Here is a 19,524-nt window from a genome sequence, read left to right as displayed (position 1 = left end):
GATCGTACTTTAGGTTGTTTCTTTAAGTGAAAAATCATCTCGGATTTGTCTGAATTTCCTAATCCGGGCTCGGGCGAATAGCGCTCGAATCTTCCTTTTGTCTCTATTTTTATGACGTCAGTAGTCAATAAATGACGTTAATCGTCATTTTTTCGGGCTTACACGACTTCAGCGCCTAAAAAAACGGGCATCCCCCCATTTCTCGAATTTGGCACGAGATTTGCGCGCATGTCCTGTGACGGGATAATTCTCCGATCAGGAGTAGTGTGCGCAATGGCGACGCGAACAAAAGCGTCCGCCGCGGCTGCGCACTAGTCGATTTCAGTTTTAGGGGGCGTTGTGACCGCTGATTCCAAACAAGCCGTTCGGGCATTGCTGTGCCGTGTCAGCCAGTCGCTGTTACTGGTGGTGGCAACGGCCTTCGCATTGCCGGCGCTGTCGCAGAACGCAGTCAACCGCGCCTCCGTCGCTCCCCCGACCGGAGTGACCAACACCGGAACGAGCTGCAACAACCCCGGCCAGACCTTCAGCGGTGGAGTCTGCACCTCGGAGGACAGCGATCCGGTCCAGCCCCGCCTGACCCTGATCAAGACCGTCACCAACAACAACGGCGGCGCCGCGGTGGCGACGGCGTGGACGCTGAGGGCGGCGGGTCCGAGCAACATCAGCGGCGTCACTGGGACGCCGGCGGTAACCGCCGCGTCGGTCAACGTCGGTACCTACAGCTTGTCCGAGACCGGTGGCCCGGCGGGTTATACCGCGGGCACCTATAGCTGCGTCCTCAATGGTGGCGCCGCGGTCGTCGCCAATTCGATCACGCTCGCGGCAGGCGACAACGCGACCTGCACGATCAACAACGACGACCAGGCGGCGACGCTGACCCTAGTCAAGACGGTGACCAACGACAACGGCGGCAGCGCGGTGGCAACCGCGTGGACGCTGGAGGCCGCAGGTCCGACGAACATCACCGGCGCCACGGGTTCGGCCGCGGTGACCAATGCATCGGTCAATCCGGGCAGCTACACCTTGTCCGAGACCGGCGGTCCGGCGGGTTACACGGCGGGCACCTACAGCTGTGTGGTCAACGGCGGCGCGGCGGTGGTGAACAACACCGTGGCGCTGGCCGCGGGCGACAACGCGACCTGCACCATCAACAATGATGACCGGGCGGCGACGCTGACCCTGGTCAAGACGGTGACCAACGACAACGGCGGCAGCGCGGTGGCAACCGCGTGGACGCTGGAAGCCGCAGGTCCGACGAACATCACCGGCGCCACGGGTTCGGCCTCGGTGACCAATGCCTCGGTCAACCCGGGCAGCTACACCTTGTCCGAGACCGGCGGTCCGGCGGGTTACACGGCGGGCACCTACAGCTGTGTGGTCAACGGCGGCGCGGCGGTGGTGAACAACACCGTGGCGCTGGCCGCGGGCGACAACGCGACTTGCACCATCAACAACGACGACCGGGCGGCGACGCTGACCCTGGTCAAGACGGTGACCAACGACAACGGCGGCAGCGCGGTGGCAACCGCGTGGACGCTGGAAGCCGCGGGTCCGACGAATATCACCGGCGCCACGGGTTCGGCCGCGGTGACCAATGCCTCGGTCAACCCGGGCAGCTACACCTTGTCCGAGACCGGCGGTCCGGCGGGTTACACCGCGGGCACCTATAGCTGTGTGATCAACGGCGGCGCGGCGGTAGTGAACAACACCGTGGCACTGGCCGCGGGCGACAACGCGACCTGCACCATCAACAATGATGACCGGGCGGCGACGCTGACCCTAGTCAAGACGGTGACCAACGATAACGGCGGCAGCGCGGTGGCAACCGCGTGGACGCTGGAAGCCGCAGGTCCGACGAACATCACCGGCGCCACGGGTTCGGCCGCGGTGACCAATGCCTCGGTCAACCCGGGCAGCTACACCTTGTCCGAGACCGGCGGTCCGGCGGGTTACACGGCGGGTACCTACAGCTGCGTGATCAACAGCGGCGCCGCGGTAGTGAACAACACCGTGGCGCTGGCCGCGGGCGACAACGCGACCTGCACCATCAACAATGATGACCGGGCGGCGACGCTGACCCTGGTCAAGACGGTGACCAACGACAACGGCGGCAGCGCGGTGGCAACCGCGTGGACGCTGGAAGCCGCGGGTCCGACGAACATCACCGGCGCCACCGGTTCGGCCGCGGTGACCAATGCCTCGGTCAACCCGGGCAGCTACACCTTGTCCGAGACCGGCGGTCCGGCGGGTTACACGGCGGGTACCTACAGCTGCGTCCTCAATGGTGGCGCCGCGGTCGTCGCCAATTCGATCACGCTCGCGGCAGGCGACAACGCGACCTGCACCATCAACAACGACGACCAGGCGGCGACGCTGACCTTGGTCAAGACGGTGACCAACGACAACGGTGGCACCGCGGTGGCAACCGCGTGGACGCTGGAAGCCGCAGGTCCGACGAATATCACCGGCGCCACCGGTTCGGCCGCGGTGACCAATGCCTCGGTCAATCCGGGCAGCTACACCTTGTCCGAGACCGGCGGTCCGGCGGGTTACACGGCGGGTACCTATAGCTGCGTCCTCAATGGTGGCGCCGCGGTCGTCGCCAATTCGATCACGCTCGCGGCAGGCGACAACGCGACCTGCACCATCAACAACGACGACCGGGCGGCGACGCTGACCCTGGTCAAGACGGTGACCAACGACAACGGCGGCAGCGCGGTGGCAACCGCGTGGACGCTGGAGGCCGCAGGTCCGACGAACATCACCGGCGCCACCGGCTCGGCCGCGGTGACCAATGCCTCGGTCAATCCGGGCAGCTACACCTTGTCCGAGACCGGTGGCCCGGCGGGTTATACCGCGGGCACCTACAGCTGCGTGATCAACAGCGGCGCGGCGGTGGTGAGCAACACCGTGGCGCTGGTCGCGGGTGATAACGCGACCTGCACCATCAACAACGACGACCGGGCGGCGACGCTGACCTTGGTCAAGACGGTGACCAACGACAACGGCGGCAGCGCGATAGCAACCGCGTGGACGCTGGAAGCGGCAGGTCCGACGAACATCACTGGTGCCACCGGCTCGGCCGCGGTGACCAATGCATCGGTCAACCCGGGCAGCTACACCTTGTCCGAGACCGGCGGTCCGGCGGGTTACACGGCGGGCACCTACAGCTGTGTGATCAACGGCGGCGCGGCGGTAGTGAACAACACCGTGGCGCTGGCCGCAGGCGACAACGCGACCTGCACCATCAACAACGACGACCAGGCGGCGACGCTGACCCTGGTCAAGACGGTGACCAACGACAACGGTGGCAGCGCGGTGGCAACCGCGTGGACGCTGGAAGCCGCGGGTCCGACGAACATCACCGGCGCCACCGGTTCGGCCGCGGTGACCAATGCCTCGGTCAACCCGGGCAGCTACACCTTGTCCGAGACCGGTGGTCCGACGGGTTACACGGCGGGTACCTACAGCTGCGTGATCAACGGCGGTGCGGCGGTGGTGAACAACACCGTGGCACTGGCCGCGGGTGATAACGCGACCTGCACGATCAATAACGATGACCAGGCGGCGACGCTGACCTTGGTCAAGACGGTGATTAACGACAACCGTGGTACGGCGACGACGGCAGACTTCACGCTGACGGCCGCGGGGCCGACGTCGATTAGTGGTACGAGCGGTGCTCCAGCAGTGACCGACGCGGTGGTCAGTTCGGGCACCTATACGCTCACTGAAACCAATCTCGCCGGTTACGCCGCCGGTGCGTGGTCGTGTACGGGCGGTACCTTGACTGGAAACAGTCTGTTGCTGTCCAACGGTGATGATGCGGAGTGCAGCATTACCAACGACGATATTGCGGGACCGGAGGTAAGCAGCAGCAAGTCGTCCGATCCCGCGACCGGCACCACGGTCAACCCGGGCACGACGATCACCTACACCTTGTCGACCACGGTGACGACGGCGGCGTTGACGTCGGTCTACACCCTGACCGACACCATCAGCGGCGATCAGACGTTCGGCAGCGTGACCAATGCGGGCAGCTACACCTGCACGGGTGCGTTGTCGTGCACCTTGCCGGCCGGCACGTTGCCGGGCACCTACACGCTGACCTACACGACCACTGTCGACGCCGATGCGGCCGGCACGGTCGGCAACAGCGTGACCGGTAGCGGCGGTGGCGATCCCGATCCGGAGTGCACCAACTGCACCACGACCCACCCGGTCGCCGCGCCCGTGATCAGCAGCAGCAAGTCGTCGGATCCGGTGACCGGCACCACGGTCAATCCGGGCGCGACGATCACGTACACCTTGTCGACCACGGTGACGACGGCGGCGTTGACGTCGGTCTACACCTTGATCGACACCATCAGTGGCGATCAGACCTTTGGTTCGGTGACCAATGCGGGCAGCTACACCTGCACCGGCACCGGTCCGCTGTCGTGCACCTTGCCGGCCGGCACGTTGCCGGGTACCTACACGCTGACCTACACGACCACCGTCGACGCCGATGCGGCCGGCACGGTCGGTAACAGCGTGACCGGTACCGGTGGCGGTGATCCCGATCCGGAGTGCATCAACTGCACCACGACCCACCCGGTCGCGGCACCCGTGATCAGCAGCAGCAAGTCGTCGGATCCGGCGACCGGCACCACGGTCAACCCGGGCACGACGATCACCTACACCTTGTCGACCACGGTGACGACGGCGGCGTTGACGTCGGTCTACACCCTGACCGACACGATCAGTGGCGATCAAACCTTTGGTTCGGTGACCAATGCGGGCAGCTACACCTGCACGGGTGCGCTGTCCTGCACCCTGCCGGCCGGCACGTTGCCTGGCACCTACACGCTGACCTACACGACCACTGTCGACGCCGATGCGGCCGGCACGGTCGGCAACAGCGTGACCGGTACTGGCGGTGGCGATCCCGATCCGGAGTGCACCAACTGCACCACGACCCACCCGGTCGCCGCGCCGGTGATCAGCAGCAGTAAATCGTCGGATCCGGTGACCGGCACCACGGTCAATCCGGGCGCGACGATCACCTACACGGTCACCACCACGGTGGGCACCGCGGCGCTGACGTCGGTCTACACCCTGACCGACACCATCAGTGGCGATCAGACGTTCGGTTCGGTGACCAATGCCGGTTCGTACACCTGCACCGGCACCGGTCCGCTGTCGTGCACCTTGCCGGCCGGCACCTTGCCGGGCACCTACACGTTGACCTACACGACCACCGTCGACGCCGATGCGGCCGGCACGGTCGGCAACAGCGTGACCGGTACTGGCGGTGGCGATCCCGATCCGGAGTGCATCAACTGCACCACGACTCACCCGGTCGCGGCACCCGTGATCAGCAGCAGCAAGTCGTCGGATCCGGCGACCGGCACCACGGTCAACCCGGGCACGACGATCACCTACACCTTGTCGACCACGGTGACGACGGCGGCACTGACGTCGGTCTACACCCTGACCGACACGATCAGTGGTGACCAGACCTTTGGTTCGGTGACCAATGCGGGCAGCTACACCTGCACGGGTGCGCTGTCGTGCACCTTGCCGGCCGGCACCTTGCCGGGCACCTACACGTTGACCTACACGACCACCGTCGACGCCGATGCGGCCGGCACGGTCGGCAACAGCGTGACCGGCAGCGGTGGCGGCGATCCCGATCCGGAGTGCACCAACTGCACCACGACCCATACGGTCGCCGCGCCGGTGATCAGCAGCAGCAAATCGTCGGATCCCGCGACCGGTACCACGGTCAACCCGGGCACGACGATCACCTACACCTTGTCGACCACGGTGACGACGGCGGCACTGACGTCGGTCTACACCTTGACCGACACGATTAGTGGTGACCAGACCTTTGGTTCGGTGACCAATGCGGGTTCGTACACCTGCACCGGCACCGGTCCGCTGTCGTGCACCTTGCCGGCCGGCACGTTGCCGGGTACCTACACGCTGACCTACACGACCACCGTCGACGCCGATGCGGCCGGCACGGTCGGTAACAGCGTGACCGGTAGCGGCGGCGGCGATCCGGATCCGGAGTGCACCAACTGCACGACGACCCACCCGGTCGCCGCGCCGGTGATCAGCAGCAGCAAGTCGTCGGATCCGGCGACGGGCACCACGGTCAATCCGGGTGCGACGATCACCTACACCTTGTCGACTACGGTGACGACGGCGGCACTGACGTCGGTCTACACCCTGACCGACACCATCAGCGGCGATCAGACGTTCGGCAGCGTGACCAATGCCGGCAGCTACACCTGCACGGGTGCGCTGTCCTGCACCTTGCCGGCCGGCACCTTGCCGGGCACCTACACGCTGACCTACACGGCCACCGTCGACGCCGATGCGGCCGGCACGGTCGGTAACAGCGTGACCGGCACTGGCGGTGGCGATCCGGATCCGGAGTGCACCAACTGCACCACGACCCATACGGTCGCGGCGCCGGTGATCAGCAGCAGCAAGTCGTCGGATCCGGCGACGGGCACCACGGTCAATCCGGGTGCGACGATCACCTACACCCTGAGCACCACGATCAGCACCGCGGCACTGACGTCGGTCTACACCCTGACCGACACGATCAGTGGCGATCAGACGTTCGGTTCGGTGACCAATGCCGGTTCGTACACCTGCACCGGCACCGGTCCGCTGTCGTGCACCCTGCCGGCCGGCACGTTGCCGGGCACCTACACGCTGACCTACACGACCACCGTCGACGCCGATGCGGCCGGCACGGTCGGTAACAGCGTGACCGGTACTGGCGGCGGCGATCCGGATCCGGAGTGCACCAACTGCACGACGACCCACCCGGTTGCGGCCCCGGTGATCAGCAGCAGCAAGTCGTCGGATCCGGCCACGGGCACCACGGTCAACCCGGGCACGACGATCACCTACACCCTGAGCACCACGATCAGCACCGCGGCGCTGACGTCGGTCTACACCCTGACCGACACGATCAGTGGCGACCAGACGTTCGGCAGCGTGACCAATGCCGGCAGCTACACCTGCACGGGTGCGCTGTCGTGCACCTTGCCGGCCGGCACGTTGCCTGGCACCTACACGCTGACCTACACGACCACTGTCGACGCGGATGCGGCCGGCACGGTCGGTAACAGCGTGACGGGTACCGGTGGCGGCGATCCCGATCCGGAGTGCACCAACTGCACCACGACCCATACGGTCGCCGCGCCCGTGATCAGCAGCAGCAAGTCGTCGGATCCGGCGACCGGCACCACGGTCAATCCGGGCGCGACGATCACGTACACCTTGTCGACCACGGTGACGACGGCGGCGTTGACGTCGGTCTACACCCTGACCGACACGATCAGCGGCGATCAGACCTTTGGTTCGGTCACCAACGCGGGCAGCTACACCTGCACGGGTGCGTTGTCGTGCACCCTGCCGGCTGGCACGTTGCCGGGCACCTACACGCTGACCTACACGACCACCGTCGACGCCGATGCGGCGGGCACGGTCGGCAACAGCGTGACCGGTACCGGCGGTGGCGATCCCGATCCGGAGTGCACCAACTGCACCACGACCCATACGGTCGCCGCACCGGTGATCAGCAGCAGCAAGTCGTCGGATCCGGCGACCGGCACCACGGTCAATCCGGGTGCGACGATCACTTACACCCTGAGCACCACGATCAGTACCGCGGCGCTGACGTCGGTCTACACCTTGACCGACACCATCAGCGGCGATCAGACCTTTGGCTCGGTGACCAATGCGGGCAGCTACACCTGCACGGGTGCGTTGTCGTGCACCTTGCCGGCCGGCACCTTGCCGGGCACCTACACGCTGACCTACACGACCACCGTCGACGCCGATGCGGCCGGCACGGTCGGCAACAGCGTGACCGGTACCGGCGGTGGCGATCCCGATCCGGAGTGCACCAACTGCACGACGACCCATACGGTCGCCGCGCCCGTGATCAGCAGCAGCAAGTCGTCGGATCCCGCGACGGGCACCACGGTCAACCCGGGCGCGACGATCACCTACACCTTGTCGACCACGGTGACGACGGCGGCGCTGACGTCGGTCTACACCCTGACCGACACGATCAGCGGCGATCAGACGTTCGGTTCGGTCACCAATGCGGGCAGCTACACCTGCACCGGCACCGGTCCGCTGTCGTGCACCCTGCCGGCCGGCACCTTGCCGGGCACCTACACGCTGACCTACACGACCACCGTCGACGCGGATGCGGCCGGCACGGTCGGCAACAGCGTGACCGGTACTGGCGGCGGCGATCCGGATCCGGAGTGCACCAACTGCACGACGACCCATACGGTCGCCGCGCCCGTGATCAGCAGCAGCAAGTCGTCGGATCCCGCGACCGGTACCACGGTCAATCCGGGCGCGACGATCACCTACACCTTGTCGACCACGGTGACGACGGCGGCGCTGACGTCGATCTACACCCTGACCGACACGATCAGCGGCGATCAGACCTTTGGTTCGGTGACCAATGCGGGCAGCTACACCTGCACGGGTGCGCTGTCGTGCACCTTGCCGGCGGGCACCTTGCCGGGCACCTACACGCTGACCTACACGACCACCGTCGACGCGGATGCGGCCGGCACGGTCGGTAACAGCGTGACCGGTACCGGTGGCGGCGATCCCGATCCGGAGTGCACCAACTGCACCACGACCCATCCGGTTGCGGCCCCGGTGATCAGCAGCAGCAAGTCGTCGGATCCGGCGACCGGCACCACGGTCAACCCGGGCGCGACGATCACCTACACCCTGAGCACCACGATCAGCACCGCAGCGCTGACGTCGGTCTACACCCTGACCGATACCATCAGCGGCGATCAGACGTTCGGTTCGGTGACCAATGCGGGCAGCTACACCTGCACGGGTGCGCTGTCGTGCACCTTGCCGGCGGGCACCTTGCCGGGCACCTACACGCTGACCTACACGACCACCGTCAACGCCGATGCGGCCGGCACGGTCGGTAACAGCGTGACGGGTACCGGTGGCGGCGATCCGGATCCGGAGTGCACCAACTGCACCACGACCCATCCGGTCGCGGCGCCTGTGATTAGCAGCAGCAAGTCGTCGGATCCGGCGACGGGCACCACGGTCAATCCGGGTGCGACGATCACCTACACCCTGAGCACCACGATCAGCACCGCGGCGCTGACGTCGGTCTACACCCTGACCGACACGATCAGCGGCGATCAGACGTTCGCTGCGATCACCGCGCCGGGTGCGTACACCTGCTCGGGCACCGGTCCGGTGGTCTGCACCCTGCCGGCCGGTACCGCGCCAGGCACCTACACGTTGACCTACACGACCACCGTCGACGCCGATGCGGCCGGCACGGTCGGCAACAGCGTGACCGGTACCGGCGGTGGCGATCCGGATCCGGAGTGCACCAACTGCACCACGACCCATCCGGTCGCGGCGCCTGTGATTAGCAGCAGCAAGTCGTCGGATCCGGCGACGGGCACCACGGTCAATCCGGGCACGACGATCACCTACACCTTGTCGACCACGGTGACGACGGCGGCATTGACGTCGGTCTACACCCTGACCGACACGATCACCGGCGATCAGACCTTTGGTTCGGTGACCAATGCGGGTTCGTACACCTGCACAGGTGTGCTGTCGTGCACCTTGCCGGCCGGCACGTTGCCGGGCACCTACACGCTGACCTACACGACCACTGTCGACGCGGATGCGGCCGGCACGGTCGGCAACAGCGTGACCGGTACCGGCGGTGGCGATCCCGATCCGGAGTGCACCAACTGCACGACGACCCATACGGTCGCCGCGCCCGTGATCAGCAGCAGCAAGTCGTCGGATCCCGCGACGGGCACCACGGTCAACCCGGGCGCGACGATCACCTACACCTTGTCGACCACGGTGACGACGGCGGCACTGACGTCGGTTTACACCCTGACCGACACCATCAGTGGCGATCAGACCTTTGGTTCGGTCACCAACGCGGGCAGCTACACCTGCACGGGTGCGCTGTCGTGCACCTTGCCGGCCGGCACGTTGCCTGGCACCTACACGCTGACCTACACGACCACTGTCGACGCGGATGCGGCCGGCACGGTCGGTAACAGCGTGACGGGTACCGGTGGCGGCGATCCCGATCCGGAGTGCACCAACTGCACGACGACCCATACGGTCGCCGCGCCCGTGATCAGCAGCAGCAAGTCGTCGGATCCGGCGACCGGCACCACGGTCAATCCGGGCGCGACGATCACGTACACCTTGTCGACCACGGTGACGACGGCGGCGTTGACGTCGGTCTACACCCTGACCGACACGATCAGCGGCGATCAGACCTTTGGTTCGGTCACCAACGCGGGCAGCTACACCTGCACGGGTGCGTTGTCGTGCACCCTGCCGGCTGGCACGTTGCCGGGCACCTACACGCTGACCTACACGACCACCGTCGACGCCGATGCGGCGGGCACGGTCGGCAACAGCGTGACCGGTACCGGCGGTGGCGATCCCGATCCGGAGTGCACCAACTGCACCACGACCCATACGGTCGCCGCGCCGGTGATCAGCAGCAGCAAGTCGTCGGATCCGGCGACCGGCACCACGGTCAATCCGGGTGCGACGATCACTTACACCCTGAGCACCACGATCAGTACCGCGGCGCTGACGTCGGTCTACACCTTGACCGACACCATCAGCGGCGATCAGACCTTTGGCTCGGTGACCAATGCGGGCAGCTACACCTGCACGGGTGCGTTGTCGTGCACCTTGCCGGCCGGCACCTTGCCGGGCACCTACACGCTGACCTACACGACCACCGTCAACGCCGATGCGGCCGGCACGGTCGGTAACAGCGTGACGGGTACCGGTGGCGGCGATCCGGATCCGGAGTGCACCAACTGCACCACGACCCATCCGGTCGCGGCGCCTGTGATTAGCAGCAGCAAGTCGTCGGATCCGGCGACGGGCACCACGGTCAACCCGGGCGCGACGATCACCTACACCTTGTCGACCACGGTGACGACGGCGGCACTGACGTCGGTTTACACCCTGACCGACACCATCAGCGGCGATCAGACCTTTGGTTCGGTGACCAATGCGGGCAGCTACACCTGCACGGGTGCGCTGTCCTGCACCCTGCCGGCCGGCACCTTGCCGGGCACCTACACGCTGACCTACACGACCACCGTCGACGCCGATGCGGCCGGCACGGTCGGTAACAGCGTGACCGGTACTGGCGGCGGCGATCCGGATCCGGAGTGCACCAACTGCACGACGACCCACACGGTCGCGGCGCCCGTGATCAGCACCACCAAGGCGTCCGACCCCGCATCGGGCACGAGCGTCAATCCGGGCGCGACAATCACCTACACGGTCACCACCACGGTGGGCACCGCGACGCTGACGTCGGCCTACACCCTGACTGACACGATCACCGGCGATCAGACGTTCGCTGCGATCACCGCGCCGGGTGCGTACACCTGCACGGGCACCGGTCCGGTGGTCTGCACCCTGCCGGCCGGTACCGCGCCAGGCACCTACGCGGTCAGCTACACGACCACGATCAATGCCAATGCATCGGGCACGGTCGGTAACAGCGTCGTCGGCAACGGCGGCGGCGACCCGGATCCGGAGTGCACGTCCTGCACCACGACCCACACCGTGGCGTTGCCGGTGATCAGCACTAGCAAGTCGTCCGACCCGGCGACCGGCACCACGGTCAACCCGAGCGCGACGATCACCTACACGGTCACCACCACGGTGGGCACTGCGGCGCTGACGTCGGCCTACACCCTGACCGACACGATCACCGGCGATCAGACGTTCGCTGCGATCACCGCGCCGGGTGCGTACACCTGCACGGGCACCGGTCCGGTGGTCTGCACCCTGCCGGCCGGTACCGCGCCAGGCACCTACGCGGTCAGCTACACGACCACGATCAATGCCAATGCATCGGGCACGGTCGGTAACAGCGTCGTCGGCAACGGCGGCGGCGATCCCGATCCGGAGTGCACGTCCTGCACCACGACCCACCCGGTGTTGGTCAACCCTGCGTTGACCATCACCAAGACCGCGGGCGCACCGACCACGAACCTGGGCGCCAACGCCAGCGTGACCGATGCGGGCGACACGATCGGCTACACCTTCGTGATCACCAACACCGGCAACGTGAACCTGACCAACGTGGTGGTGAACGACGCCAAGCTCGACGCGCCGGCGATCTGCAATGCGACCACGCTGGCGCCGAATGCGAGCACGACCTGCACCGGCACCCACACCATCACCCAGGAGGAAGTGAACGCCGGTACGTCGGACAACACCGCGACCGCCACCGGTACGCCGCCCAGCGGAACGCCGGTGACGTCGAGCCCCGCATCCACCCAGACCCCGCTGCCGCGCAACGGCGAGCTGCGTTCGACCAAGGCGATGACCGCCAACGCCGACGAAGACGGCAGCGGCTCGGTGACGGTGGGCGATACCCTGAGCTACACGATCACCGTGACCAACATCGGCAATATCGATCTCGGCAACGTGGTGGTGACCGACGACAAGATCACGCCGAACACGACGACCTGCGCGATCGTGGTGCCGGGCGCGACCTGCGTGCTGACCGGTACGTATCGGGTCACGCCGGCCGACGCCAACGCGGGCACGATCCGTAACGCCGCCACGGTGGTGGACACGCCGCCTCCGGGTGGCCAGCCGGTCTGCCCGGTCGGTTCGGCCGATCCGAAGTGCAACCCGCGCGTCGATGTGCCGGTGACCCAGATGCCGAATCTGAGCTCGGCCAAGGCCATGACCGCCAACGCCGACGAGGACGGCGACGGACGGGTGAGCGTGGGCGACACGCTGACCTACACCGTCACCGCGACCAACACCGGCAACATCGATCTGACCGACGTGGTCGTCAGCGACGACAAGATCACGCCGAACACGATCACCTGCGCCAGCGTCGCGCCGACCGGCACCTGCGTGCTGACCGGTACCTACAAGGTCGTCCAGGTCGACGCCGACAACGGCTCGGTGGTGAACACCGCGACGGTGAGCACCAGCACGCCGAACGTCTGCCCGGCGGGTTCGACCGAAGCGCGCTGCCATCCCACCGTCACCGTGCCGATCGAGGCGCGTCCGGCCGTGGCCATCGTCAAGGTCGCGACCCTGACCGTGGACGAAGGCAAGCAGGGCGTGGGCAATGCCGGCGACGTGATCACCTATTCGGTGCGCATCAGCAACACCGGCAACATCACCCTCAACGACATGGCCACCAGCGACGTGCTGGAGAACTATCCGGCCACCACGCTGAGCTGCGGCGCGACCTCGCTCGCACCGGGGGCGAGCACGGACTGCAATGCGTACACGCACACCATCACCCGCGAGGAAGCCAACGCCGGCGGCACGCTGGACAACATGGTCAAGGTGACCGCGCGCTACGGCAATCTCGGCGGCGGCGGAACCGCCACCGGCACGGCGACCGCCGATGCGACCGCGATCGTTCCAGTCGAGCCCGAGGCGAGCAGCGATCTGTTCGTGACCAAGCAGGCCAATCCGCGCGACGTGAAGATCGGCGATCTGGTCCGCTACACGCTGACGATCAAGAACGTCGGCCAGGTCGACACGGTCGATGCGACGTTGACCGACACCCCGCCGGCCGGCTTCACCCTGGTCGAAGGCAGCGTGCAAGTGGCCGATCGCGATGGCGGCGGCCGCCAGGTCGGCAGCTACCCGATCAAGGTCGACCAGATCGACATCAAGGCCGGCGAAAGCGCGACCGTGATGTATCTGCTGCGGGTCGGCGCCGGCGTGCGTCCCGGTACTCACGTCAACCGCGCCTATGCCGAGGACGGCGACGTGCGCTCGAACGAGGCGACGGCCGAAGTGCAGCTGATCGCCGATCCGCTGCTCGACGAGTCGCTGCTGCTCGGCACCGTGTTCGACGATCGCGACGGCGACGGCTGGCAGGATTCGGCCGACCTGAGTCGGGTGCGCGTGCAGGGCGGCTTCGCGGTCGACGCCTATGTCGCCAACTCGACCACGGTCGATCGCGGCGACGGCGCCAAGCCCGAGCCCGACGCGAGCTCGCCGATGCTGCACGGCATCGACCTGGGCAAGATCAGTGCGCGTCAGTCCGAGGCCGATCCGGTCGCCGACCATCGCGTGGTGATCAGCCAGACGCTGCGCGAACCCAAGTTCGACGACGGCTTCGCGCTGACCACCGCGCAGGGCATCACCGTGCGCATGGATGCGGCCGGCAACACCCGCACTGAGCTCAGCGGCGACGCGGCCAAGAACCTCACGGCCGCCGAGCCGAAGGTCGAACGCCAAGTCGCGCAGACCGCCGAGGGCTACCGCGTCGACTACATCGTGAGCAATCACGGCATCGACGAACGCGGCATTCCCGGTGTGCGCATCGCCTCGGTCGAAGGCCTGTTGATCGAAACCGACCAGTTCGGCCGTTACCACCTCGAGGGCGTGGCGGGCGGTCCGTGGGAACGCGGCCGCAACTTCATCCTCAAGGTCGATCCGGCCACCTTGCCGCCGGGCGCGACGTTCACCACCGACAACCCGTTGGTGCGGCGTCTGACTCCGGGCATCCCGGTGCGCTTCGACTTCGGCGTCAAGCTGCCGCCGGGAGAAATCCCCGGCACGCAGGAACAGGTCGAGATGCGGATCGGCGAGGTGATGTTCTCGCCGGCCAGCGCCCAGGTCACGCCGCAATACCTGCCGGCGATCGAGAACATGGCGTCGAAGATCAAGCAGTACGGCGGCGGCGAGATCGTCATCACCGCCAACGGCGAGAACGAGACGCTGGCGATGGACCGTGCCCTGGCGGTGCGCAAGTCGCTGGAGACCATGGTCGACCCGCAGCTGTTCAAGGCCCTGCGGATCAGTGTCCGCACCGATCCGCAGGACCCGGCGACGATGGTGGTGGGCTTCGCCCAATGGCCGCTGCTGGGCACGGTGCTGTTCGATACCGACAAGGCGACGATCAAGCCCAAGTACCTGCCGGTGATCGCCAAGGTGGCCGCGGCGCTGGAGCAATTGCGCGGGACGCGTGTGGTCATCACCGGCCACACCGATCTGCGCGCTTCGGACGAGTACAACGTCGCGCTCGGCATGCGCCGCACGCGGGCGGTGTTCGAGGCGATCGTCGCCCACGCCACCCCGGAGCTGCGCCAGCATCTGCGCGTCGATATCAGCAACGACCCGGCAGCCCCTGCCGATAAGCCGGGCAAGTGAGGGGGCCTGCCATGAAAATGAAACTGCTCGATTACACCCTGATCTGCATCCTCGGTGGCCTGGTCAAGGTCGCCGGCGCGCAAACCGCGCCGCCGGCGACTCCGCCCGGCGCCGCGCCGGACAAGCCGCAGGACAGCAGCGAGGTCGAGTGCAACGACGCCGGCTGCGGCAGCGATCAGGGCGTGCTGTTCGAACTGCGCACGCGCGGCAAACGGCAGCCGGTCACGCAAGGCACCAGCGAGCGTTCCTCCTCGGAGGTCTTGCAACCCGACCGCCGGGTCACGATCGAAGCCGAGGACAGCAACTCGGTCTGGCAGCAGACGCCGGTGCCCGGCAAGGCGGTCGTGGTCGGCAAATGGTCGATGCAACTGCCCGGTGGCGGCGTGATCTGGGCGACCGAGGATCCCAACCTCGGCCGTCCGGAAATGACCGTGTCGGCGCCGTCGCTGATCGCGTTCGACGGCAGCAGGATCGTCAAGCCGGTCCGCTTCTATGCCTACAACAACTACGCGGCCTTCATCAAACGCGCGGAGGTGTTGATCTACCGCGCGAGCGATTCCGACCTGGTCAGCCCGATCGCGACGGTGCCGATGCCGCTCGCGGCGGTCAGCGATGTCGAATGGGACGGCGCGTTGCCGGCCGAGCTCAAGCTGCGCGCGGACGATGAACTCATCTATATCGTCCGCGCCTACGGCGAGGACGGCAGCTTCGACGAAACCTTCCCGCGGCGGATCCAACTGGTCCGGCCGGAAGAAGCCGAACGCGGCGCGCAGATCCTGCGCAACGCCACCGAGCGCCAATTCGGCGCCTCGCTGAGCGAGCAGGACGCCGAACAGCGCAGCCAGATCGACAGCATCTTCGGCCAGGACAACCTGCGCCAGCAGAACATCCCGATCTACGGCTCGCGCGTGCGCCTGCAGGGGCGCAACATCCCCGACGGCATGTCGATCAAGATCAACGGCCGCATGCATCCGGTCGATCTGGAGCGCAAGCTGGTCGCCGAGTACCTGGTGCCGGTCGGCAAGCATCGCTTCGATATCGAAGTCGGCGGCCGCAAGGACGAGCCGGCGCTGCATCACGCGATCGACGTCGATGTCACCGGCCGCTATCTGTTCGCGGTGGCGATGGCCGATGTCACCGTGTCGGGCAACAGCGCGTCGGGTTCGGTCGAGCCGGTGACGCCGGACGATCGCTACGACGACAACTTCCTGATCGATGGGCGCCTGGCGTTCTATCTGAAGGGCAAGGTCAAGGGCAAGTACCTGGTCACCGCCCAGGCCGATACCCAGGAACGCGAGATCCGCGAGCTGTTCAACGGCTTCTGGGACGCCGACCCGCAGGACGTGTTCCGCCGCCTCGACCCGGACCTGTACTACCCGGTGTACGGCGACGACTCGGTGACCTACCGCGACGTCGACACCATGGGCCGCCTGTACCTGCGCGTGGACTGGGACAAGAACCAGGCGCTGTGGGGCAACTTCAACACCGGCATCACCGGCACCGAATACGCCCAGTACAACCGTTCGCTGTACGGCGGCGCGTTCGATTGGCGCAGCCGTCGCACCACCGCGATCGGCGAGGCCGGTTCGCAGCTGCGCGTGTTCGGATCGCAGGCGCAGACCGCGCCGGGCCATACCGAACTGCTCGGCACCGGTGCGCGCCTGTACTACCTCAAGCACGGCGATGTGTTGCCGGGCTCGGAGAAGCTCACCATCGAAGTGCGCGACCCCACCACCGGCCGGGTCGAGAACCGGGTCGACCTGGTGCGCGGCGCCGATTACGAAATCGATGAACTGCAGGGCCGCATCCTGCTCGACAAGCCGCTGTCGCAAGTGTCGCGCGACGGCTTGCGCACCTTGACCCACGACACTCCGCTCGACGGCTATCAGCAGATCCTGTTGGTCGATTACGAATACGTGCCCAGCGGGTTCGACGCCGACGACATGGCGACCGGTTTCCGCGGCAAGCACTGGTTCGGCGATCACGTCGCGGTGGGCGGCACCTACATCGACGAAAAGCGCTCGGGCGAGGACTACAGCCTCAAGGGCGCCGACCTCACCCTGCAGGCCGGCCGCGGCACCTACCTCAAGCTCGAACAGACCCAGACCCAGGCGACCAGCGCGCCGGTGTTCTTCTCCGACAACGGCGGCCTGAGCTTCACCGAACTCAATTCCGGTCTCAAGGACCGCGAAGGCAAGGCGCGCTCGGTCGAGGCGCGGGCCAATCTGCGCGAACTGGGCTGGACGCAAAGCGACTGGACCGTGGGCTCGTGGTGGCGCAAGGTCGACGCCGGCTATTCGATTTCGCGTTACGACATCGGCGAGCCGATCGAAGAGCGCGGCTTCGAGTTCAACGGCGAACTGACCCCGGCGCTGCGTTTGTTCGGCCGCTACAGCGTGGCCGAACGCGGCAAGGAGTCGTTGACCCAGGCCCAGCTGACCGGCGAATGGCGCCTCAACGACGACATCACCGTGAGCGGCGAAGTGCGGCGGGTGCAGGAGCAGCGCCTGAGCGGCGAGGCCAACGGCACCCTGGCCGCGCTCGACTACCGCCAGCAGCTCAGCGCCCAGCTGGAGCTGTTCGGCACCGCGCAGGTCACCGTCGACGACGATGACGGCCGCTACGCCGACAACGATGCGCTGAGCGTCGGCGCCAAGTACCTGTTCGGCGAACTGTCCAGCGTCGGCGCCGAACTCACCACCGGCGATCGCGGCGACGCGGCCAAGGTCAACGCCGAATACCGTCTCGCGCCCGATCACAGCCTGTACGGCAGCTACACCTATTCGACCGACACCACCGAGCACGACCCGCTGTTCAACGACCGCCTCAACAGCGGCTGGATCCTGGGCCAGCGCTGGCGCCTGTCGAACCAGGTCAACCTGTTCAACGAAAGCCAGTTCCTCAAGGCGCCCAACGAATCCGGCCTGGCCCACACCTACGGCATGGATTTCTATCCCGGCGAAGGCTGGAACCTGGGCTTCACCCTGCAGCAGGCGACGCTCGATCGCGCCGCCGAACTGGGTCAGGTCAACCGCCGCGCGGTCAGCCTCAGCGGCGGCCGCAATTCGGTCGATACCCAATGGTCGAGCAAGCTCGAATGGCGGCGCGACAGCGGCGCGGAGCGACGCGAGCAGTGGACCTCGAGCAACCGCTTCCTGCACAAGCTCAACGACAGCTTCCGCGTCGCCGGGCGGCTGAACTATTCGCAGACCCGCGATCAGATCAACCGCGACGCCGGCGCCAAGTTCGTCGAAAGCAATGTCGGTTTCTCATGGCGTCCCTACAACGACACGCGCTGGGCGCTGCTGGGCAAGTACACCTTCCTGTACGACGTTTCGGCGCTGGAGCAGGTCGGTCCGAACATCGCCGATTACGATCAGCGCAGCCAAGTGCTGGCGTTCGAAGGCATCTACCACCCGAACCACCGCTGGGAGTTCGCCGGCAAGCTGGCGCGGCGGGTCGGCGAGGTGCGTTTCGGCCGGCTGCAGGGCGAGTGGGCCGATTCCTCGACCACCTTCGCCGCGCTGCAGGCGCGCTACGAGTTCAAGGAGGTCTGGCACGGCCTGGCCGAATACCGGTGGCTGGACGTCAAGGACGGCGGCCGCAAGCAGGGCGCGCTGATCGGCGTCGATCGCGACATCGGCAAGAATTTCCGCGTCGGCGTGGGCTACAACTTCACGCAGTTCAGCGACGACCTCACCAATTTCGATTACGACCATCGTGGCTGGTTTCTCAACATGGTCGGGAGTTACTGATGCATCGCCGCGGGCCCAGCCTCGCGGGCTCGCGGCGATGCCGATTTCCGGAAGCGGCCGCTCCCCGGCCGTGGACGTGTGGGCCTTTGCGCCCACGATGCGGATGGGTTTTCCGGTGACACACGGCGAACCCATGCGCATGGCAAGTGCGACACCCGCAAGGAAGGCAAGCAAGAGAACAGGAGCGACAAGTCGATACCTTCGGTCGTGCCAAGCAAGGCCACGACTTTTTGCCAATTCAGCTAACAATGAGGTGTACCAATGAAAGAGACCCGGCGCCGTATGACCCTTAATCTGGCCGGCAGCGAGATGCAGTTTCTCGAAGAGCTGTGTGTGCGCAAGGGTGTCAGCAAGACCGCGGCCATCCGTCAGGCGCTGCGCCTGTACCAGGTGGTCGAGGATCGCGCAGACAAGGGCAAGAAGATGTTCTTCGTCGACAACAGCACCAAGGAGCGTTCCGAACTGATGCTGTTGTGACCTGCACGACCCGCATGATGTGACCAATGGCCTCGCCGCATACCGGAAGATGCGGCGTCATTGCATGACAGGT

3 protein-coding genes are annotated in these 19,524 nt (G+C 66.4%); all 3 read left to right on the top strand.

All coding sequences use genetic code 11. The features are described 5' to 3' along the window. Positions 1-483 precede the first annotated feature (483 nt). The 3 genes from IEQ11_RS23180 (at position 484) to IEQ11_RS23170 (ending at position 19,451) form a co-directional block, all read left to right on the top strand. Complete coding sequence (locus tag IEQ11_RS23180) at positions 484-15,219, top strand: DUF7507 domain-containing protein (protein WP_247024652.1); 14,736 nt, start codon at positions 484-486, stop codon at positions 15,217-15,219. 11 nt (positions 15,220-15,230) lie between these two features. Then, complete coding sequence (locus tag IEQ11_RS23175; RefSeq protein WP_228465031.1) at positions 15,231-18,974, top strand: hypothetical protein; 3,744 nt, start codon at positions 15,231-15,233, stop codon at positions 18,972-18,974. Between the two features lie 282 nt (positions 18,975-19,256). Further along, a complete protein-coding gene (locus IEQ11_RS23170) occupies positions 19,257-19,451 on the top strand; it encodes a hypothetical protein (RefSeq protein ID WP_197414784.1) in 195 nt (64 codons plus the stop codon). Positions 19,452-19,524 lie beyond the last annotated feature (73 nt).

Source organism: Lysobacter capsici (assembly GCF_014779555.2).
In the GTDB taxonomy this organism is placed as follows: Bacteria; Pseudomonadota; Gammaproteobacteria; order Xanthomonadales; family Xanthomonadaceae; genus Lysobacter; species Lysobacter capsici.
Note: the sequence above shows the minus strand (reverse complement) of the source record. Positions and strands in the feature narration are given on the sequence as shown.

What these genes read in the sequence shown, in the direction of transcription:
- IEQ11_RS23170 (WP_197414784.1), top strand. Translation starts at nt 19,257, where the DNA reads ATGACCCTTAATCTGGCCGGCAGCGAGATGCAGTTTCTCGAAGAGCTG.
- IEQ11_RS23175 (WP_228465031.1), top strand. Translation starts at nt 15,231, where the DNA reads ATGAAAATGAAACTGCTCGATTACACCCTGATCTGCATCCTCGGTGGC.